Raw genomic sequence first — 20,130 nt, forward strand, 5'->3', positions numbered from 1 at the left:
TGCGGGCTGCGGCGGACTGGATGACCCTGGGTCTCCCACGATCCACTCAGAGTGAGGAGCCTGTATGCGTCGTCCCTTTGTCCGTGCGCTGGCCCGGCCGCTGGTCCTTGCGGCCGCAGCGACCGCAATACCGTTGCTCTCCACCGCCTCTGAGGCCACCGACAGCGTGGTCATAGGGAGTTTCCCGATCGACGTGTCAGCGAGCCCGTGGACGGTGGCGCTGTCCAGTCGTGACCGGTTCGGGGGTACGCGTGCGGGGCAGTTCTGCGGCGGTGTGGCCATCGACCCCACGACCGTGCTCACCGCGGCCCACTGCATGAGCGAGGAGGTCCTGGGCACGCCGTCGAAGCGCGTCACCGATCTCAAGGTCATCGCCAACCGTACGGACCTGCTGTCGAAGCACGGCCAGGAGATCCCGGTACGCGACATCCGGGTGAATCCGGACTACGACAGCGTCAACAACGCCGAGGACTTCGCCATGCTCACCCTCGCCGAACCACTGCCGCCGGGTTCGGTCATCGGGGCGGCGCCCTCCGACGATCCTGCCTACAAACCCGGTACGAGCGCCATGGTCACCGGGTGGGGAGACCTCACGGGCGGCGGCGACTATGCGCGCAGTCTGCGGGCGACCCGCTTGCACGTACTGCCTGACGCCAGGTGCGCAGAGGCGTATCCGGGCGGTATCGACGGCACGTATCTCCCGAAGAGCATGCTGTGCGCCGGCGAGACGGGAGGCGGCCATGACGCCTGCCAGGGGGACAGCGGCGGCCCCCTCGTCGCCCAGGGGAAACTGATCGGGCTCGTGTCCTGGGGTAGCGGCTGTGGTCGTGCCGGCAGCCCCGGCGTCTATACGCGCGTGTCTGAGGCTGTACGGGCCCTGGGACGGAGCGGTGGTGGAAGTACGACCCGCAGGGGTGCTGACGGGGGCTGAGCGGCCTCTCGGGTACGAGTACGGGCGGTGCGGCCCCTGAATACAGGGGCCGCACCGCCCGTATACCGGCCTGTGCCGGAGCTGGCTCGTCGGGTGTGCGAGGTATCAGCGCTCTTCTTCGGACGCGGATTCGGGAACGGTCGTCAGCCGCTCCGTCTCGTCCTGTATCTCAGCGGCGATCTTCTTGAGTTCCGGCTCGAACTTGCGGCCGTGGTGGGCGCAGAAGAGCAGTTCTCCGCCGCTGAGCAGCACAACGCGCACGTAGGCCTGTGCACCGCAGCGGTCGCAGCGATCGGCGGCCGTCAGTGGGCTCGCGGGGGTCAGAACAGTAGTCACGTCGCCTCTTCTCTAGCTCGACGAGCTGTCGTACCAGGGTCAACATCCAACCAGCCCCAAAACGTTCCCGCCCGGGGCTTTTCCTCGAAAAAATCTCTCGAGGCCGGCTGTCTGCTGCCGGTTGGCGGCGAATGTGCCGTATTGCGTGTCTTTGTGTCTTACGGGTTCGCGCAGTTTGTCAACGTCAGGTCCTCCCGGCTGGCTTGCCGGTTGTTCATGAGGACGTGCCCGGAGCCTAAATGGTTCATGCCTGGAAGGGAACGTGATATGTACTTCACTCCATCGAGGGATCGAACAAATATGCGACCCTGGTCTACTCTTAACTTCACACGAGGGTGGCGTTACAACCGCTCTACCAGGCCTCGGTACCCTCTTGACGGCAACTGAAGCCGAGCCCTTACCCACAAGGGCCACACCTGAAATTCAGCGAGGAGCGAACCGCGTGACCGCCGAGACGTCCGTGCCGTCCACAGCGCTGCTGGCAGGAGCAGACCGGGACGGTTCCAACTACACCGCGCGGCATCTGCTCGTCCTCGAGGGGCTTGAGGCCGTGCGCAAGCGCCCGGGCATGTACATCGGGTCGACCGACAGCCGTGGTCTGATGCACTGCCTGTGGGAGATCATCGACAACTCCGTGGACGAAGCCCTCGGGAGTTACTGCGACCACATCGAGGTGATCCTCCACGACGACGGCTCGGTGGAGGTCCGGGACAACGGCCGGGGCATCCCGGTCGACGTAGAACCCAAGACGGGTCTGTCCGGCGTCGAGGTCGTCATGACCAAGCTGCACGCCGGCGGCAAGTTCGGCGGCGGCTCGTACGCCGCCTCGGGCGGTCTGCACGGTGTCGGCGCCTCGGTGGTGAACGCCCTGTCGGCCCGTCTGGACGTCGAGGTGGACCGCGGTGGCCACACCCACGCCATCAGCTTCCGGCGCGGTGTGCCAGGTGCCTTCGCAGCCGGCGGCCCCGATGCCAAGTTCGAAGCCGGCGGGCTGCGCAAGACCAAGAGGATCCCCAAGACCCGCAGCGGCACGCGCGTGCGTTACTGGGCCGACCGCCAGATCTTCCTCAAGGACGCCAAGCTCTCCCTGGAGAACCTCCACCAGCGCGCCCGCCAGACGGCGTTCCTGGTGCCCGGCCTGACCATCGTCGTCCGCGACGAGCTGGGGCTCGGTGAGGGCGGCAGCAAGGGTGAGGAGTCCTTCCGCTTCGACGGCGGCATCAGCGAGTTCTGCGAGTACCTGGCCACCGACAAACCGGTGAACGACGTCCTCCGCTTCTCCGGTCAGGGCAGCTTCAAGGAGACCGTCCCGGTCCTGGACGACCACGGCCAGATGACGCCCACCGAGGTCACCCGCGAACTCGCGGTCGACGTCGCGATGCGCTGGGGCACCGGCTACGACACGAACCTGAAGTCGTTCGTCAACATCATCGCCACCCCCAAGGGGGGCACTCACGTCGCCGGCTTCGAGCAGGCGGTCGCCAAGACGATGAACGAGGTGCTGCGCGCGAAGAAGCTGCTGCGTGTCGCCGAGGACGACATCGTCAAGGACGACGCGCTGGAAGGCCTCACGGCGGTTGTCACCGTCCGTCTCGCCGAGCCGCAGTTCGAGGGCCAGACCAAGGAGGTCCTCGGCACCTCGGCGGCCCGCCGCATCGTGAACACAGTGATCTCCAAGGAGCTCAAGGCGTTCCTGACCTCCACGAAGCGGGACGCTGCCGCCCAGGCGCGTGTGGTCATGGAGAAGGCGGTCGCCGCGGCCCGTACGCGTATCGCGGCGCGTCAGCACAAGGACGCGCAGCGCCGGAAGACGGCTCTGGAGTCCTCGTCACTGCCGGCCAAGCTCGCGGACTGCCGCAGCGACGACGTGGACCGCAGCGAGCTGTTCATCGTCGAGGGAGACTCCGCGCTCGGCACGGCCAAGCTGGCTCGGAACTCCGAGTTCCAGGCGTTGCTGCCGATCCGCGGCAAGATCCTCAACGTCCAGAAGTCGTCAGTGACCGACATGCTCAAGAACGTCGAGTGCGGCGCGATCATCCAGGTCATAGGAGCGGGTTCCGGGCGGACGTTCGACATCGACGCGGCCCGCTACGGCAAGATCATCATGATGACCGACGCCGACGTGGACGGCTCACACATCCGGACCCTGCTGCTGACCCTGTTCCACCGCTACATGCGGCCCATGGTCGAGGCGGGCCGGGTGTTCGCCGCGGTGCCGCCGTTGCACCGCATCGAGATCGTCCAGCCGAAGAAGGGGCAGGACAAGTACGTCTACACGTACTCGGACCGTGAACTGCGCGACAAGCTGCTGGAGTTCCAGAGCAAGGGCGTCCGGTACAAGGACTCCATCCAGCGCTACAAGGGTCTCGGTGAGATGGACGCCGACCAGCTGGCCGAGACGACGATGGACCCGCGCCACCGCACCCTGCGCCGGATCAACCTGTCCGACCTGGACTCCGCCGAGCAGGTGTTCGATCTGCTGATGGGCAACGACGTGGCGCCGCGCAAGGAGTTCATCTCCAGCTCGGCGGCGACGCTGGACCGGTCGCGCATCGACGCGTAGCCGCTGCACTCGGCCGGGCGGGGGCCGGGCGCAGCGGGCGGGGATGGCGGGCTGGGCTTGAGGTGGAGCTCGGCTGGCTCGGCCGCGAGATGTAGCGCCCGCTCGATGGGCCCTGGCTCGGGCGGTCGGCGTTGGTTGGGTCAGGTGTCCGGCCAGGGCCTTGAGGTCTCATGCCGGGCCCGGGCTTGGGGTGAAGGAGCCGGCGGCCTGGGGTGGCCTGAGCTGAGAGCTGGGCCCGGCAGAGGGATTGCCAGGTGGCGTGCGCCGGGTGAGGGGCACGCTGGGGCTGGGGCCGGGCCTGAGGGTGGGCTCCACCCGTGGGTGGATGCCTCGGCGGGGTGCGGATCCACCCACGATCCACCCCAGCTCCGATCTGCTGACCTGCGAATCTCCGTAGCGTCGAAGGCGTCGACAGCACTCGCTGCCGGTCCCTCTCTTCGCTCACGGAGGCTCTGATGTCCGGGCTTGTCAACGGGCTTGCGATCGCGGCCGTCGTCGTCCTGGTGGTCGTACGGCAGTTCCGCGCCCAGCAGATCGGCACCGGCCGGCGCTGGTGGCTCCTGCCCGCGATCCTTGCGGTCGTGGCGCTGCGCGAGCCCGGCATCGTCGACGTCCACCACCGCACGGGGTCGATCGCCCTGCTCGGCACCGAACTGCTCATCGGTCTTGCCACAGGGGCCGCTTGGGCCTGGACGACCCGAATATGGGCCGAGCCGGACGGTACCGTGTGGAGCAAGAGCACCAAGGCGAGCGTGACCGTCTGGATCGTCGGCATCGCCCTGCGCGTCGGCCTCTTCGCTCTGGGCGCCGCCCTCGGTGTCCACCAGGACAGCTCTGCTCTGCTCATCGCCCTCGCGGCCACCCTCCTGGTCCGCTCCGGCATCCTGGTCTGGCGGGCCCGGCCGAGCGCTCCGGCGGTGGGTGCGACCACGGCGCACGGTGACCACATGGCCCGCCCTGCGCGGAAGGAGCACGTGTGACGCGGAACGCGTGGATGCGCTGGCCCTCGCGGGAGGCGCTCGCTCGGGAGGGACTCACCCGGCCCCGGCGCCTGCTCGCCCGGGCCGGGCGGCTGCTGGTCCTCGGCGTGCTGCTCTGGGGAGTCTTCAGCAGCGATCATATGCACGGCTGGAAGGCGGTCGTGGGCGGCGGAGTGGTGCTCCTGGCGGCATTCCTTGCCTGGGCCTTCTTCCGCTGCACCTTTCGGCACCGGCTGTGGCCCTCTCTGGGGTCGCTCGCACTGTTGCAGGGCATCGCAATGCTGGCTCAGTCCTCGGACTTCCGGGTTCCTGCATTGGTCATGTGGTGCGGGTGCGCGGTCGCCTCGCTGGAGCGGCTTCCCTTGGTGGCCGGTCTGCCCGCTGCCGGGGTGGCACTCGGCCTGTACGGGGTTGTCAACAACGACAACCTGCTGACGACAGCCGTCACCGGTGTCGGGCTGGCCCTCGCGGGCTACACCCTGCGACTCGACGCCGAGGCGCGGGGCAACGCTCACCGGTTGCTCACCCAGGAGAGGGCCGCCCGGGCCGCCGAAGCGGAGTCGGCGGGGCTCGCGGAGCGGGCGCGGATCGCGCGGGAGATCCACGACGTGCTGGCGCACAGCCTCTCCGCGCAGCTCGTGCACCTGGAGGCGGCCCGTCTGCTGATCGAGCGGGGCGCCGACCGGGAGCAGATCCTGGAGCGCGTGGTGGCGGCTCGGGGCATGGCACGCGACGGTCTCGACGAGACGCGGCACGCCCTGTCCGCGCTGCGTGGCGAGCTCACTCCGCTGGAGGACTTCCTCGCGCAGCTAGTGGGTGCGACGGCCGGAGCCGAGGTCACCATTACGGGTGAGCGCACGCAGCTGCCGGCCGAGGCGTCGCAGGCCGTACGCAGGGTTGCTCAGGAAGCCCTGACGAACGTCCGCAAGCATGCTCCTGGGTCCAAGGTGCAGCTGCGGCTGGACTACGGCGACCAGCAAGTGACGCTGGACGTACGGGACTCCGGAGGCTCACCGGGCGAACTCGCCGGGGCGGGTGGCGGGTACGGTCTGCTGGGCATGCGCGAGCGCGCCGAGCTGCTGGGCGGCTCGTTGGAGGCCGGGCCGGACGAGGAGGGGTTCGTGGTGATGCTGAAGGTGCCCGTATGACGGAAGGGGCGGAGACGCGACCTGCGCGCGTGGTCGTCGCGGACGACCAGACCGTCGTGCGTGAGGGCATCGTGATGCTGCTGGGCCTGCTGCCTGGGATCGAGGTGGTCGGCGCCGCGGGCGACGGGGACGAGGCGGTGCAGCTCGTCGCCGAACTCGCCCCGGACGTGGTGCTGATGGACCTGCGCATGCCCCGCTGCGACGGTGTGGAGGCGACCCGGCGCATTCGTGCCGAGCACCCTGGGACGCAGGTCGTGGTCCTCACGACGTACGCGGACGACGAATCCTTGTTCCCGGCGTTGCGGGCGGGGGCACGGGGTTATCTCACCAAGGACGCGGGAGGTGACGAGATCGTACGGGCCGTGCAGAGTGTGCTGTCCGGGGACGCGGGGCTGTCACCCAGCATCCAACGGCGGTTGCTGGAGCGGCTGTCCGATCCGGAGCCGCCGCCGGTCACCATGACCGAGGCGCCGGACGGGCTCACAGCACGGGAGACGGAAGTGCTGCTGCTGATCGCCGAAGGCCTCAGTAACCAGGAGATCGCCCGGAAGCTGCATGTCTCCACCGCGACCGTGAAGACCCACATCAACAACCTCTTCGCCAAGACGGGGCTCAAGGATCGTGCCCAGGCGGTGCGTTACGCGTATGCGAAGGGGCTTGTGCGGCCGCCGGTGGGATGAGTCACCTGATGGGGTGAAGAGCGCGGGGAAAGAAGAGTCGGGGATCTTCCGTTCTGTCCATCCTTGGGCATGCAGTCAAGCAATGGCCGTCCTCGCGGAGGCGGGGGTGGCGGCGATGGTTCGGCCGAGCACCGCGAGGACCACGAAACGTCCTTCGCCGAGGTGCCCGGGGGTGTGAGATACGACGACCCGTGGTACGACGCCCTCGCCTCCGGATGGGGCGAGTTGGACGGCCTCGGCGGACAGGTGCCGGTGCCCGAGGCGGGTTCCGGGCGGAGGCCGGGCGAGGACGGGGCAGCGGTTGCGGCCGAGGTCTATCTCGAGGTGCAGCGCAGCGCGGCGTTCCAGGAAGTGCGCAGCCGCTACCGCAGGTTCGTGGTGCCGGGAGTCATCGTCTTCTTCGTCTGGTACCTGGGGTACGTGGTGACCGCCACCAGCGCTCCCGGGTTGATGGCGCATCCCGTGGCGGGCGCCGTGAACGTGGCGATGCTCGCGGGGCTCGGGCAGTTCCTCACGACGTTCCTGTTCGCGTGGGCATACGCCCGGCATGCGCGGCTGCGCAGGGACCGGGCCGCGCTCGAACTGCGCTGGGACACCCAGGAACTGACGCGTGGTGTGCGAGGTGGTGCGTTGTGACGGGCAACCACCAGACGCTGGCGCTGTTTCTGTTCAGCGCGTTCGTCGCCGTCACCCTGGCGATCACGACATGGGTGAGCCGCAACCGGCATGGCTCGGCGGAGGAGTTCTATGCGGGCGGGCGCCTCTTCTCGCCCATGGAGAATGGTTTTGCCATCGCGGGCGACTACATGTCGGCCGCTTCCTTCCTGGGCGTCACGGGGCTCATCGCGCTCTTCGGATACGACGGGCTGCTGTATGTGGTCGGCTTCCTCGTCGCCTGGCTGCTGGTGCTCTTCCTCGTCGCCGAACTGGTGCGCAACTGCGGGCGGTTCACGCTGGCCGACGTGGTGGCGGCGCGGATGAGCGAGAGACCCGTTCGGATCGCGGCGGGAACTTCCTCGGTCACCGTGTCCGTTCTGTATCTGGTGGCGCAGATGGTGGGCGCAGGGAGCCTGGTCGCACTGTTGCTCGGGGGGACGAGCGAGGCCGCGCGAGCCTGGACCGTCATCGGCGTCGGCGCGCTCATGGTGATCTATGTGTCGTTGGGAGGGATGCGGGCCACCACCTGGATCCAGATCGTCAAGGCGGTTCTCCTGCTCGCCGGTACGGTGGCGCTGACCGCGCTCGTCCTGCTCCGGTTCCACGGCGACTTCGACCGGCTCCTGCTGACGGCGGCGGAGCGCAGTGGTCACGGCGACGCGTTCCTGGCACCGGGACTCAAGTACGGCGGAGGCTGGACCGCCCGCTTCGACTTCATCAGCCTCGGGCTCGCCCTGGTGCTGGGCACGGCGGGGCTGCCGCACATCCTGTCCCGTTTCTACACGGTGCCCACGGCCCGGGCCGCCCGCCGCTCGGTGCTCTGGTCGATCGGGCTCATCGGCGGCTTCTACCTGATGACGATCGTCCTCGGCTTCGGCGCGGCCGCAATCGTGGGGCCGGAGGCTGTACGAGGGTCGAGCGCGGCCGGGAACACGGCCGTTCCGCTCCTGGCGCTCAACTTGGGCGGCGGAGCCGGTTCCAAAGGAGGAACGGTTCTCTTTGCGATCGTCGCCGCCGTGGCCTTCGCCACCATCCTCGCGGTGGTCGCCGGAATCACGCTTGCCTCCTCGGCATCCGTGGCCCACGACCTGTACGCGTCGCTGCGGCGCCGTCACGCCAAGCCGCGCAGCGAGGTGGCCGTGGCGCGGATCGCATCGGTCGGGATCGGCGTCGTCGCGATCGCCCTCGGTCTGCTGGCCCGTGACCTGAACGTCGCCTTCCTGGTGGGCCTCGCCTTTGCAGTCGCCGCGTCCGCGAATCTCCCGGTCCTGCTGTACTCGCTGTTCTGGCGCGGATTCACCACCCGCGGCGCCGTGTGGGCGGTTTACGGCGGCCTGATCCCCGCCCTCAGCCTTGTCGTGCTGTCGCCGGTGGTCTCGGGTGGTCCGGAATCGTTGTTCCCGGGCGTCGACTTCCAGTACTTCCCGCTTCAGAACCCCGGTCTCGTGTCGATCCCGATGGGCTTCCTCGCCGGCTGGCTCGGTACGGTCACCTCCGCCGAGATGCCGGACGAGGCCAAGCACGCGGAGACCGAGGTGCGGGCGCTGACGGGGGCGGGAGCAGCGTAGGGAGTGCCACCCTCGTCGTCGTACGGCACAGCGGGCTGCTGGTCGAGCGGTGGGGCGGCCCAAGGAGCTTCGGGCTAAGGGGCCACCCACGCGTAGAGGTGTTCCGGGCGTCCTGTGTCGCCGTATTTCAGCGTGAGGCGAAGGCGGCCGGTCTGTTCGAGGTTGCGGAGGTAGCGCTGGGCGGTGGAGCGGCTCAGGCCGGTCTCGGTGGCGACCTCGTGGGCGGAGAGCGGGTGGTCGGCGTGGTGCAGCACGCGGCAGATGAGGTCGCTCGTCGGCTCCGAGTGGCCGCTGGGCAGGCCCGGTGACGACGTGGCCGGGGTGGTGCGCAGCGCGCCGAAGATCCGGTCCACCTGGTCCTGGCCGGCAATGCCGCGGCCGCCGACCCGATCGACGGTGCGGCGCAGAGCGGCGTACGAGTCGAGGCGGCTGCGCAGGGCGGCGAAGGTGAACGGCTTGACCAGATAGTGCAGCGCTCCGAGGCGCATCGCGGCCTGCACGGTTGTCATGTCACTGGCCGCAGTGATCATGATGACGTCCGTGCCGTGTCCCTGCTCCCGCATGCGGTGGACGAGATCCAGGCCCGTCTGGTCGGGCAGGTAGTGGTCGAGCAGGACCAGGTCGATGGACCCGCGCTGCACGCTGGCCAGCGCCTGGGCAGCACTGTGTGCGCGGGCGGTGACCCGGAACCCGGGAACCTTTCCCACGTACTTGGCGTTTATCTCGGCGACGCGGAAGTCGTCGTCCACGACCAGGACGTCAATCATCGGGCCTCTTTCTGTCAAGGCCAGGCGGGCCTCAGGCCCGTGTTCGGCTCCGCAGTTGTAGCGCGAGCAAAACGAGCACAACAGGCTGTTGCAAGCAAAAGAACGGCATGCGCTCACAAGGCTGCTGCTGTGGCCCTTGCCACACCTACCGTCCCCGGCCATGAGCGCAGACACCAGCCCCGCCATTCAGCTCCGGGGCGCGAGCAAGATCTTCAGGACCCCGTCAGGGGGTCTGCACACGGCCGTGAGGGAGCTGGACCTCACGGTCGGGCGCGGCGAGTTCGTCGCGGTCGTCGGCCCTACGGGCTGCGGTAAGTCGACCACGTTGACGCTGGTCAGCGGGTTGGAGGAGCCCACCGAGGGTGAGGTCCTGGTCGCTGGTGAGCCGGTGAACGGCGTCGGCGACAAGGTCGGTTTCGTCTTCCAGCAGGACGCCACCTTCCCCTGGCGAACCGTCCTGTCCAACGTCATGGCGGGCCCGCGCTTTCGTGGCGTGCCCAAGACGGAGGCGAAGCAGAAGGCACGCGAATGGCTGGCCCGGGTCGGCCTCTCGGCCTTCGAGGACCGCTACCCGCACCAGCTCTCCGGCGGTCAGCGCAAGCGCGTCGCGCTCGCCGCGACCTTCGTCAACGACCCCGAGATTCTGCTCATGGACGAGCCCTTCTCGGCGCTCGACGTGCAGACCAGGGCGTTGATGTCGGACGAGCTGCTGGAGCTGTGGGCCGGCACGGGCGCCTCCGTCGTGTTCGTCACGCACGACCTGGAGGAGTCGATCGCGCTGGCCGACAAGGTCGTCGTGATGACGGCCGGTCCCGCCACCGTCAAGCAGGTCTTCGACATCGACCTGCCGAGGCCGCGCAAGGTCGAGTCCGTGCGCCTGGAGGCGCGGTTCATCGAGATCTACCGCGAGATCTGGGAGTCCCTCGGCGAAGAGGTCCGGATCACCCGTGAGAGGGGTGCCGCCCATGTCGCCTGACGTCATGCCCGAGGCCCAGGTCGCGCCGGCGGTGACTGAGCCCGGCAACAAGACGAACCGTGCACACTCACGCGCGCGTGCGGCCCGTAGACGCAAGATCGTCGTCAATGCCGCCCGGGTACTGCTTCTGGTCGCCGTCCTCGGTCTGTGGGAGGTGTTCGCCAGGACCAAGGTCATCGATCCGTTCAACTTCTCGATGCCCTCGAAGATCTGGGACCAGATCCACACCTGGGTGATGCACGGGACCGCCATCGGGTCCCTCGGCGAGCAGATCTGGTACACGCTGTACGAGGCGCTGCTCGGCTGGGTCTTGGGTGTGATCGCCGGTGTCGTGTTCGGCATCACGCTGGGGCGGATCACCTTCCTCGCCGATGTCCTTGGTCCATACATCAAGGTGCTCAACTCGATACCCAGGATCGTCCTTGCCCCGATCTTCATGATCTGGTTCGGCCTGGGCCCCGCCTCCAAGGTCGCGTCGGCTGTCGTCCTGGTCTTCTTCCCGGTCTTCTTCAACGCCTTCCAGGGCGCCCGCGAGGTCGACCGCAACCTCGTCGCCAACGCCCGGATCCTCGGCGCGAGCGACCGCAGGGTGACGCTTCAGGTGGTCGTACCCTCCGCGACCTCGTGGATCTTCACCAGCCTCCACGTCAGCTTCGGCTTCGCCCTCATCGGCGCCATCGTCGGCGAGTACATCGGCGCGACCAAGGGCGTCGGCCTGCTCATCTCGCAGTCGCAGGGAACCTTCAACACGGCCGGTGTGTACGCGGCGATGGTCATCCTCGCCGTCGTGGCACTCGCCGCCGAGGGACTGCTGACCTTCGCCGAGCGCCGCATCTTCCGGTGGAAGCCGGTGGGTTCCGACAGCTGAACCCGGCCGAGCCGCCTCTCCTCTCCCCGCACCGCCCTCTCACAAGGACGTGAACCCGTCATGCGCAAGCCCGTCAGATACACCACCCTGGCCGCCGCAGGCCTGCTCGCCCTCTCCTGCCTCACCGCCTGTGCCAACGACGCGGCCGGCACCGCGTCCAGCGGCTCCGGCAGCAAGGGGGACGGCAAGGGTACGAAGGTCAAGATCATGGTCGGCGGCCTGGACAAGGTGATCTACATGCCGGCGATGCTCAGCCAGCGGCTCGGCTACTTCGACGCCGAGGGCCTCGACGTGGAACTGCTGAGCGAACCCGCCGGCGTCCAGGCCGAGACCGCGCTCGTCTCCGGGCAGGTCCAGGGAGCCGTCGGCTTCTACGACCACACCATCGACCTGCAGACGAACGGCAAGGCCATCGAGTCCGTCGTGCAGTTCTCGCAGGCGCCCGGCGAGGTGGAGATCGTCTCCACCAAGGCGGCTGGCGACATCACGTCGCCCAAGGACTTCAAGGGCAAGAAGCTCGGCATCACCGGTCTCGGTTCGTCGACCGACTTCCTCACCAAGTACCTCGCCGTCAAGAACGGGGTGAAGGTCAGCGACTTCACGCCGGTCGCCGTCGGAGCGGGGCCGACCTTCATCTCGGCGCTCCAGAGGGGTGCCATCGACGGCGGAATGACGACCGACCCGACCGTCGCCACGATCCTGGACAAGAAGGCGGGCAAGGTCCTCCTCGACATGCGGACTCCGGAGGGGTCCCAGCAGGCGCTCGGCGGGCCGTACCCGTCGTCAAGCCTGTACATGCAGACGGACTGGGTCAACAGTCACCGGGACACCGTCCAGAAGTTGGCCAATGCATTCGTCAAGACGCTCAAGTGGATGTCCACCCACAGCTCCAGCCAGATCGCGGCGAAGATGCCCGCCGACTACTCGCAGGGCAACAAGCGCCTCTACGCCGCGGCCATCGAGAGCACGCTGCCGATGTTCACCGACGACGGCGTCATGCCCAAGGACGGCCCGGAGACCGTCGAGAAGGTGCTCAAGGCGTTCAAGCCCAACATCAAGACGGTGGATCTGAGCAAGACGTTCACCACCGAGTTCGTGGAGAAGGCCGCCGGCTGAATCCGCATCCACCAGGAGGGTGCGGCCCTTCCCCGCCCCACCGGCCGTGCCCTCAGGCGCGGGTCGCCCACACGTAACGGTGTTCAGGGCGGCCCGCGTCGCCGTATCTCAGGGTGAGCCGGGCCCGTCCCGTGCGTTCCAGGAGCTTCAGATAGCGCTGTGCGGTCTGGCGGCTCACACCGGTCCGTTCGGCGATCTCCTGGGCGGACAGCGGGCCTTCGGCTCCCATCAGGGACTGACGCACCAGCTCCGCGGTGGTGGGGGAGTGACCCTTGGGCAGCCCCGGCTCCGAAGAGGCCGACAGGGCGCCGAAGATGCGGTCCACCTCCGCCTGCTCCGCCTCGCCGCCGCCGTCGAGCGTGCGGCGCAACTGCGCGTACGCCTCCAGCTTGGCGCGCAGGCCCGCGAAGGCGAACGGCTTGACCAGGTACTGCAGCGCTCCGTGCCGCATCGCCGCCTGCACCGTCGCCACGTCGCGGGCCGCGGTCACCATGATCACGTCGGTCTGGTGGCCGCGGCGGCGCATCTCCTGGACGACCGCGAGGCCCGTGTCGTCGGGCAGATAGTGGTCCATGAGGACCAGATCAAGACGGGGCAGCGACTCCACCTGACGCAGTGCCTCGGCCGCGTTGTGCGCCTCGCCGGCGACGTGGAAGCCCGGCACCTTCTCGACGTAGGCGGCGTTGACATGCGCGACCCTGGTGTCGTCGTCCACGACCAGGACCTCGATCATCAGGACTCCTCCTCGGCGGGCATGTCCGCGGTTGCGGTGAGGGCCGGCTCCAGCGCCGACTCCGTCTCGGCCAGTGCCTCCGGCAGGACGACGGTGAACTCCGCGCCGCCGCCGTGCGACTCGTCGACCGAAGCGCTGCCACCCTGCCGCTCGGCGAGCCTGCGGACCATGGAGAGCCCGATGCCGCGCTTCCGGTGCGCGGGCGGCTCCTTCGTGGACCATCCGTCGGTGAAGACCAACTCGCGTTGCTCCGCAGGGATTCCGGGGCCCGTGTCGCGCACCCTGAGGACGGCGGTACGTCCCTCGGCGTGCAACTCGATCTCCACGCGCGCGTGGAGGGTGCCCGCGACCGCGTCGAGCGCGTTGTCCACCAGGTTCCCGACGATCGTGACGAGCCCCCTGGGATCGATCAGCCGATCCGGGAGCCGCGTCCGGTCGGAGACCCACAGGGCCACGCCGCGCTCGGCCGCGACCGTGGCCTTGCCGACCAGCAGCGCGGCGAGCAGCGGATCCCGGACCTTCTCCGTGACCTGCTCGGCGGTGGCCCGATGGTCGCCGACCACCTCTCCGACGAAGTCCACGGCGTCGTCGTACATTTCCAGTTCGAGCAAACCCAGCAGCGTGTGCATGCGGTTGGCGTGCTCGTGGTCCTGGGCCCGAAGGGCGTCGATCAGGCCGCGCGTCGAGTCGAGTTCCCGGCCGAGTTGCTCCAGCTCGGTGCGGTCGCGCAGGGTGGCCACGGCGCCGCCGTCGTCGGTGGGCATGCGGTTGGCGACCAGGACGCGCTGCCCGCGGACGGTGAGCAGGTCGGTGCCCGTCACCCGCCCGCCCAGGATGTCGGCCGTACGTCCCTCACCGAGCGCCTCGTCGGGGGAGCGGCCGACGGCCTCGTCGTCGATGCTGAGCAGGCGATGCGCCTCGTCGTTGAGCAGGCGGATGCGGCCGGCGCGGTCCAGGGCGACGACGCCCTCCCGGATGCCGTGCAGCATCGCCTCGCGCTCCGCGAGCAGCGCCGAGATGTCCGAGAAAGCCAGGTCCCGAGTCTGCCGCTGGACCCTCCGGGAGATCACCCAGGCGGCCAGCGCACCGACGGCCAGGGCGCCGCCGGCGTACGCGAGCAGTTCGGGGATCGCGCCGATGAGCTCGGCCCGCACGCTGTCGTACTTGATCCCGACCGAGACCGCCCCGATGATCTCGCCTTCGGAGTCCCGCAGAGGCACTTTGCCGCGGGCCGAGCGGCCCAGGGTGCCCTTGTCGATTTCCATGACGTCCTTGCCGGCCAGGGCATCCCTGGGGTCGGTGGAGACGATGTGGCCGATCTCCGACTCCGTGGGGTGCGACCAGCGAACCCCGTCCCGGTCCAGGACCACGACGTACTCGGCGTGGGTGGCGCGCCGGATCCGCTCGGCCTCCTTCTCCACCGGACCGGTTCTGGTCGGCGGGGTGGTCAGCACCCCCTCGGCGATGTGCGGATCCTGGGCCGTCGTCTTGGCGATGGCCAGGGCGCGGCGCATCGCCTCATTGTCCAGCTGCTTGCTCAGCGGGGCCAGGAACAGCCCGGTCGCGAGCACCGCGACCCCCGCGGCGATCACCACCTGCATCAGGAGTACCTGCGAGAACACCCGCTTCGGCAGGCCAAGGCGCAGGCGGCGTGCGGGGGGAGTGCGGCTCATACCCACGACGGTACGTGGACCTGCCGGAACGACCGAAGGGGTGTGGCATGGATCTCTTGATCAATGGATGGACAAGCAGGTCGAAGCGTTGACCGGCCGGGTCAACTCACGAGTGCGGCCGTCCTCGACTCATGCACCGTCAGGACCTCCATACGCGCGGGTGAGCCCAGAACCGACGTCCCGCAGCTCTCCGGGCGGGGCGGCAGGGACGCTCCCTGGGCCACCTCGACGCGCCACCGGCGTCCGTCCGTGTGGGCGACGGTCACCTGCCAGCGCGGCGCGGTCCCGTCCGTCCGCACGACACTCAGGGCGCCGGCCGCGTACTCGCATGCGGCCGTGCGCACAGCCAGCTCGGCCGCCTGGCCCGGCCGCTCCCAGGCGGATCCCCCGCGGCACCCTTCCACGACGATGCGCCCCTCCTGGACACCGCTCAGGATCTCCTTCACGGCGTGGGCCTCGGCGCGGCCGTAGGCGTATCCGTACGGCAGGACGAGCAGCGTGGGCGAGAAGCGATGGCCACCCAGATGAGTGACCTCCCAGACCCCCTCCACCCCGGAGGAGGTGAGCTCGGCCGCGAGCGGTCGGCCGAGCAGCGCGCAGCAGCGGTCGCGCTTGCCGTTGGTGCAGACGAGGGCGAGCGGGTCACCGGTGTGGGGCCGGGCCTCGAGCACCGAGTCGAAGGTGGTGTGATCGCCCCGGCCCAGCGCGGCGAAGTCGAGGTCGAGGAGGACCCGTGGATCGCGGGCCGTGGCGGAGTGCAGCCAGGCCTTGCCGGGCGCCGTGTGGGCCGCATACACCTGCCGTGCGGCGGGCGTGCCGTAGTCGGCGTGCCGCCCCGGGCGCCGGATGAGCGCGATGCGTACGCCGGTGTCCTTCACGGCGTTTTCCAGAGCGCGGCCGACCGTCGGATCGAGATGGCTCGACGTGAGCGCGTCGGCGCCCCAGGGGCCCGGCTGCTCCAGTAGCAGCCAGGTCCTCGCGGTGGCCGCGGTTCCCGAGATCGGCTCGTCGAGCTCCCGGGACACGGTCGAGCACGTACTCACAGAGGTGAGCCTAACCTGACTTGGCTCGCGGTGACTTCCAGTCGCGGTCGTGTCCTGTGCGACCGACCACAGGTGTCCTGCGCGGCCTTGTCCTATTCCGGTGACGGCAGCGGCTGAGGCGGCCTCGGACCGACGTAGTGGCCGCTCGGGCGCATGCGCAGCGGGCGTTCCCCGTACTCCTCCAGCGTGTGGGCGATCCAGCCCGCCGTCCGGGCCACCGCGAAGATCGTCTCACCCGCCGTGGAGGGCATGCCCGAGGAGGCGGTGAGGACGGCCAGGGCCAGGTCGACGTTGGCGTGCAGTGACGTGTGGCGGGCGGTGGTGGCCACGACGTCGCGCGCCGCGGCGAGGGCGGGCGCGGCGCCGGGGATCTCCTCCAGGAGGCCGAACAGGACACGCGCGCGTGGATCCTCGCGAGGGTAGAGCCGGTGGCCGAGTCCCGGAATGCGGCGGCCTGCCCGCAGCTCCTCCGCGATCACGGGGGCCGCGTCGCCCTCTTCGAGCACGTCGAGCAGCAGCCGGTGGGCGAGCCCGCTGGCCGCTCCGTGCAGGGGGCCTTCGAGCACGCCGAGCCCGGCGGAGACGGCCGCGTATGCGTGAGCGCGGGCCGAGGCGGCAACACGCACCGCGAGGGTCGAGGCGGCGAGGTCGTGGTCGACGAGGAGGGCGAGCGCGGTGTCCAGCACGCGCAGCGAGGCCTCGTCCGCCTCCCGTCCGCTCAGCCGGGCCCACAGCCGCCGGGCCAGTGGGCCCTCGTCGCGGTGGCCGCGCCGCACCGGAGGCAGGGCGGCGACGAGGGTGGGGATGAGAGTGCGCGCTGTGCCGAGAACAGTGTCCTCGGAGAGGTCGAAGCGCAGCGGGTCCGCGGCCGCGGCCGCGATCGCCGCGACCCGCAACCGGTCGGTCGGCCCGGTGTGTTCGGGCAGCGCACCCACGGCACGGCGGGCGACGGCGACGGAGGATTCGGGTGCCGTGAACTCGATGCCTGGGCGCATGCGGCTGGTCCACAGCCACTCGGCGACCTCCTCGTAGGAGTGGCGGGTGGCCAGTTCGGCGGCGTCGACGCCCCGGAAGTAGTACCGGTCGGGCTCGATGAGCGTGATGCGGGTCCGGACCGAGAACTCACCGCCCGATGCCGAGGTCCCGCTGCTCTCCCGCCTGTTGCGCCGGGCGAGCGTCTCCACCTCCTTGACGTCGAAGGTGCTGCCCCGGCCGCCGGGCACGCGTCTGCTGCTGAGCTGGCCGCGGCTCACGTACGCGTACACGGTCTCGGGCTTCACGCCCAGCAGTTCGGCGGCTTCCTTTGTGGTCAGCCGCTGCTCGGAGCGGCCGGCGGAGGGCTCTTGATCGCGCATGGCATCACCGTATCGGCATAACGATATATGGATTCAGGAGATTGGTATGTATTGATCTGATCAATGTTGACAGTAATGCAGTCAAGCATGGACAGTCGAATCAAGCCCAGGGAGGGATCAAGTCCAGGGAGGAACCATGTCCGTCAACAGGTCAGCAACCGCCACCATCGATGTGCCGCGGGGGCTCACCGGGGTCGTCGTCACCGACACCGAGATCGGGGACGTCCGCGGGATCGAGGGCTTCTATCACTACCGCCAGTACTCGGCCGTCGAGCTCGCGCAAAGCCGCGGCTTCGAGGACGTCTGGTATCTCCTGGTCCACGGTGAGTTGCCGGACGGCACGCGGCGCGCGGCCTTCACCGCCGAGACGGCGGCCCTGCGGAAGCTGCCCGACGAGGTGTGCGCGGCCCTGCCCGCCATCGCCGCCGCGAGCGGACGGTCCGGCCCGCTGGCCGGCATGCGCACGGCACTGTCGCTGCTCGGCGCGGCGAAAGGCTTCCGGCCGGTGTACGACCTCGACGCGGCCGACCGCCGCCGGGACACTCTCGCGGCGGCCGCGGCCGTACCGACGCTGCTCGCGGCGCTGCACCGGCTGGGCCGGGGTCTGGATCCGGTGGAGCCCCGAAGCGACCTGTCCCACGCGGCCAACTACCTCTATATGCTGACGGGTTCGGTGCCGGACGCGAGGCGGGCCAGAGCGGTCGAACAGTACTTGATTTCAACCATTGACCACGGCTTCAATGCATCAACCTTCACGGCGCGTGTCATCACGTCGACGGGAGCGGACGTGGCCGCGTGTCTCGTCGGGGCCGTGGGGGCGCTGTCCGGTCCGTTGCACGGTGGTGCACCGAGCCGTGCGCTGGACACCCTCGATGCGATCGGCACCCCCGACCGTATCGAGCCCTGGATCCGCGAACGGGTCCTGGCCGGCGACCGCATCATGGGCTTCGGCCACGCGATCTACCGGACCGAGGACCCGCGTTCCCGCATGCTGCGCGAGGTGGCCCGGAGTTTCGGAGGTCCGCGCGTGGAGTTCGCCGTCGTTGTCGAGCGTCATGTCGAGGCGATCCTGGCCGAGCTGAAACCGGGGCGGGAGCTGCACACGAACGTCGAGTTCTACGCGGGCGTCGTCATGGAACTGTGCGGTCTGCCGCGGGAGATGTTCACCCCGACGTTCGCGGCGGGACGGGTCGTCGGCTGGAGCGCGAACATCCTGGAGCAGGCGGAGGACTCGAAGATCATCAGGCCGGTGGCGCGGTATGTGGGGCCGGGGGCGCCGGTGGCGGTGCCGGCTGCTTGATGGACATCCTTGTCTCGCTATGGGGCTGTGATGCGGACTTCGACGACTTCCATCACTCTTGGGAGCGTTCATTCGATCCGTGAGGGGCGCTCACACCCATCGGTGATAACAAACCCATAAATGGGCGCACCCCGCAGAGGTTGAGGAGAGTTGACTACGGTGCGCACCGTCGGTGGTCTGCCCGGGTGGTCTGCTCGTGCCATGCGGTGGGGTCGGAGATCGAGATTGCGCTCAGGACTGCAAGGATGCCACCGCGCACGTGCCTCAGCGTGCGCAGGCGCTTGCGTGCCTTGTGTGTGCCTGAGATCAAAGGGAATTCGACAGTGAGTCAGATCGTCCGCCGCCTTGGCGTCGCTCCACGCCATCGAGGTAGCACCAACGGGGCGACATGCCCCGATATCTTCGAATTGGCAGATGGGAATTTCGCCATAATCGGCACGGATGTGACCGATTCCCTGGAATCCATGCTTCCGCCTGATGCGGCACGTGCTGACTATGAGCGCATTGTCGTGATTTCCCGCGAGACCCTGGTCAAGGCGAAGGCGGATATTCCGGACGCCTAGCCCTGGGGCAGGGAGGGTCGGCCCGAGCGGTACCGCTCCGGGCCGGTCCTGGACATCATGGCCCACCCGGTTCGCCCGGCGACTCGCCCACCACCCACCACTCCTCGGTGTCGGCCTCTTCGAGTTGCTGCAGCAGAGCGTCGACGAGCAGACCGAGTTCCGCTTCGTCGGTGTCCGCGAGGCTCGCCCGCTGCTGCTGAGTGGTGTACCAGTACTCCCTCACGATCGGGTTCTGGAACATCCCCCGTACGTGCTTGAAGAACTCGTCCTTGCTCAGGTTCCCGATGCGGTAGTAGAAGAGCAGGTTGGTGTAGAGCGCGTTGGCGAAGAGATACTGCCGGCGCTGCTTGGGGGAGACGGAGGCCTCGTAGAGGTCCAGCACCTCGGCGAGTTCGGGATCGTCGATTGCTTTGCTCAGCAACTCCCAGTGCTGGCGTTGCTGGGTGGCGAGGTTGGCGTCCTGCTGCGTGTGTGCGCTCCGCTCCAGATGGTCCAGGCGTATGCGCAGCGACTCAAGTGCATGGCGCCGCGCCGCCAGAGTGGCGAGGACGCCCGCCGCTACGCCGATGCCGACTGCGGCGGCGGACCTCAGTCCCCGCGTCCGAAAGTTCTGTGTGGTCATGTCAACCCCCGAATCAGGCGGCCGTCCGCCGGTCGTCGGGGTGCGGGTCGACTGTGGGGGACCGGCGAGCGGTGGGCGGCGCTTGCCGTCTCCCAGGATGCCGAGCGGCTCTGATCGGCAGGGAGGCGGAGAGGCGGCGCACGGAGGGAAGCGAGGGTCGCACACTCCGGCGCCTTCCCCAACGTCTGCCCCGCAAGTGCTGCTAACAATCGTTCACTTCGCAGTGATTGTTCCGGCTCGTATCCTGGTCC

At 68.9% G+C, this 20,130-nt stretch carries 19 protein-coding genes; 12 read left to right on the top strand and 7 right to left on the bottom strand.

The features are described from left to right. Window positions 1-64 precede the first annotated feature (64 nt). Complete coding sequence (locus tag ACYUED_RS32620) at window positions 65-931, top strand: serine protease (RefSeq protein ID WP_491287935.1); 867 nt, start codon at window positions 65-67, stop codon at window positions 929-931. 105 nt (window positions 932-1,036) lie between these two features. Here the strand turns inward: ACYUED_RS32620 and ACYUED_RS32625 are convergent, their stop codons facing one another. After that, a complete protein-coding gene (locus ACYUED_RS32625; protein WP_266522504.1) occupies window positions 1,037-1,267 on the bottom strand; it encodes a DUF7455 domain-containing protein in 231 nt (76 codons plus the stop codon). Between the two features lie 442 nt (window positions 1,268-1,709). On the opposite strand from ACYUED_RS32625, the gene ACYUED_RS32630 reads away from it, so the two are divergent. The 6 genes from ACYUED_RS32630 to ACYUED_RS32655 all read left to right on the top strand — a co-directional run bounded on the left by ACYUED_RS32630 (window position 1,710) and on the right by ACYUED_RS32655 (window position 8,863). Beyond that, a complete protein-coding gene (locus ACYUED_RS32630) occupies window positions 1,710-3,830 on the top strand; it encodes a DNA gyrase/topoisomerase IV subunit B (protein WP_491287938.1) in 2,121 nt (706 codons plus the stop codon). A 455-nt stretch (window positions 3,831-4,285) separates the two neighbouring features. Continuing rightward, window positions 4,286-4,810 carry a DUF1453 domain-containing protein gene (locus ACYUED_RS32635; protein ID WP_491287940.1) on the top strand — a complete coding sequence of 175 codons (525 nt, stop codon included), beginning with the start codon at window positions 4,286-4,288 and terminating at the stop codon, window positions 4,808-4,810. Continuing rightward, a complete protein-coding gene (locus tag ACYUED_RS32640; protein ID WP_491287942.1) occupies window positions 4,807-5,958 on the top strand; it encodes a sensor histidine kinase in 1,152 nt (383 codons plus the stop codon). The genes ACYUED_RS32635 and ACYUED_RS32640 overlap by 4 nt, the downstream gene beginning before the upstream one ends. Next, window positions 5,955-6,638: a response regulator transcription factor gene (locus tag ACYUED_RS32645; RefSeq protein ID WP_491287944.1), complete on the top strand. Its 684-nt coding sequence runs from the start codon at window positions 5,955-5,957 to the stop codon at window positions 6,636-6,638. The genes ACYUED_RS32640 and ACYUED_RS32645 overlap by 4 nt, the downstream gene beginning before the upstream one ends. A 69-nt stretch (window positions 6,639-6,707) precedes the next feature. After that, window positions 6,708-7,274 carry a DUF485 domain-containing protein gene (locus ACYUED_RS32650; RefSeq protein WP_491287946.1) on the top strand — a complete coding sequence of 189 codons (567 nt, stop codon included), beginning with the start codon at window positions 6,708-6,710 and terminating at the stop codon, window positions 7,272-7,274. Further along, a complete protein-coding gene (locus ACYUED_RS32655; protein WP_491287948.1) occupies window positions 7,271-8,863 on the top strand; it encodes a monocarboxylic acid transporter in 1,593 nt (530 codons plus the stop codon). Before ACYUED_RS32650 ends, ACYUED_RS32655 begins: the two co-directional genes overlap by 4 nt. 74 nt (window positions 8,864-8,937) lie before the next feature. Here ACYUED_RS32655 and ACYUED_RS32660 read toward each other — a convergent pair whose 3' ends face one another. Next, the gene (locus ACYUED_RS32660; protein WP_491287950.1) at window positions 8,938-9,630 is read right to left on the bottom strand and encodes a response regulator; all 693 of its coding nucleotides are present in this window, start codon (window positions 9,628-9,630) and stop codon (window positions 8,938-8,940) included. A 160-nt stretch (window positions 9,631-9,790) separates the two neighbouring features. Here ACYUED_RS32660 and ACYUED_RS32665 point away from each other — a divergent pair, with 160 nt between their 5' ends. Genes ACYUED_RS32665 through ACYUED_RS32675 form a run of 3 tightly spaced genes read left to right on the top strand, consistent with a single transcriptional unit; the run spans window position 9,791 to window position 12,590 of the window. Beyond that, window positions 9,791-10,606: an ABC transporter ATP-binding protein gene (locus ACYUED_RS32665; RefSeq protein WP_491287951.1), complete on the top strand. Its 816-nt coding sequence runs from the start codon at window positions 9,791-9,793 to the stop codon at window positions 10,604-10,606. Beyond that, window positions 10,596-11,474 (top strand): ABC transporter permease, encoded by an 879-nt coding sequence (locus ACYUED_RS32670; RefSeq protein WP_491287953.1) that lies wholly within the window; start codon window positions 10,596-10,598, stop codon window positions 11,472-11,474. Before ACYUED_RS32665 ends, ACYUED_RS32670 begins: the two co-directional genes overlap by 11 nt. 60 nt (window positions 11,475-11,534) lie before the next feature. After that, the gene (locus ACYUED_RS32675) at window positions 11,535-12,590 is read left to right on the top strand and encodes an ABC transporter substrate-binding protein (protein WP_491287955.1); all 1,056 of its coding nucleotides are present in this window, start codon (window positions 11,535-11,537) and stop codon (window positions 12,588-12,590) included. Window positions 12,591-12,642: 52 nt separating this feature from the next. On the opposite strand, the gene ACYUED_RS32680 is transcribed toward ACYUED_RS32675, so the two are convergent. The 4 genes from ACYUED_RS32680 to ACYUED_RS32695 all read right to left on the bottom strand — a co-directional run bounded on the left by ACYUED_RS32680 (window position 12,643) and on the right by ACYUED_RS32695 (window position 17,394). Beyond that, window positions 12,643-13,323 carry a response regulator gene (locus ACYUED_RS32680; RefSeq protein WP_491287957.1) on the bottom strand — a complete coding sequence of 227 codons (681 nt, stop codon included), beginning with the start codon at window positions 13,321-13,323 and terminating at the stop codon, window positions 12,643-12,645. Beyond that, window positions 13,323-14,996 (bottom strand): ATP-binding protein, encoded by a 1,674-nt coding sequence (locus ACYUED_RS32685; protein WP_491287960.1) that lies wholly within the window; start codon window positions 14,994-14,996, stop codon window positions 13,323-13,325. Before ACYUED_RS32685 ends, ACYUED_RS32680 begins: the two co-directional genes overlap by 1 nt. 101 nt (window positions 14,997-15,097) lie before the next feature. Beyond that, the gene (locus tag ACYUED_RS32690) at window positions 15,098-16,039 is read right to left on the bottom strand and encodes a ferredoxin family protein (RefSeq protein ID WP_491287963.1); all 942 of its coding nucleotides are present in this window, start codon (window positions 16,037-16,039) and stop codon (window positions 15,098-15,100) included. Window positions 16,040-16,131: 92 nt separating this feature from the next. Then, entirely contained in the window at window positions 16,132-17,394 is a 1,263-nt protein-coding gene (locus ACYUED_RS32695; protein ID WP_491287965.1) for a citrate synthase, read from the bottom strand. 136 nt (window positions 17,395-17,530) lie between these two features. Here ACYUED_RS32695 and ACYUED_RS32700 point away from each other — a divergent pair, with 136 nt between their 5' ends. Both ACYUED_RS32700 and ACYUED_RS32705 read left to right on the top strand, forming a co-directional pair. Next, window positions 17,531-18,694 (top strand): citrate synthase/methylcitrate synthase, encoded by a 1,164-nt coding sequence (locus tag ACYUED_RS32700; RefSeq protein WP_491287967.1) that lies wholly within the window; start codon window positions 17,531-17,533, stop codon window positions 18,692-18,694. 323 nt (window positions 18,695-19,017) lie between these two features. Then, window positions 19,018-19,257 (top strand): hypothetical protein, encoded by a 240-nt coding sequence (locus ACYUED_RS32705; protein ID WP_266685318.1) that lies wholly within the window; start codon window positions 19,018-19,020, stop codon window positions 19,255-19,257. Between the two features lie 55 nt (window positions 19,258-19,312). Here ACYUED_RS32705 and ACYUED_RS32710 read toward each other — a convergent pair whose 3' ends face one another. Further along, window positions 19,313-19,879, bottom strand: a complete 567-nt coding sequence (locus tag ACYUED_RS32710) for a DUF6082 family protein (protein ID WP_266522540.1) — start codon at window positions 19,877-19,879, stop codon at window positions 19,313-19,315. Window positions 19,880-20,130: the final 251 nt, after the last annotated feature.

It is taken from the genome of Streptomyces sp. DF42, from assembly GCF_058267695.1.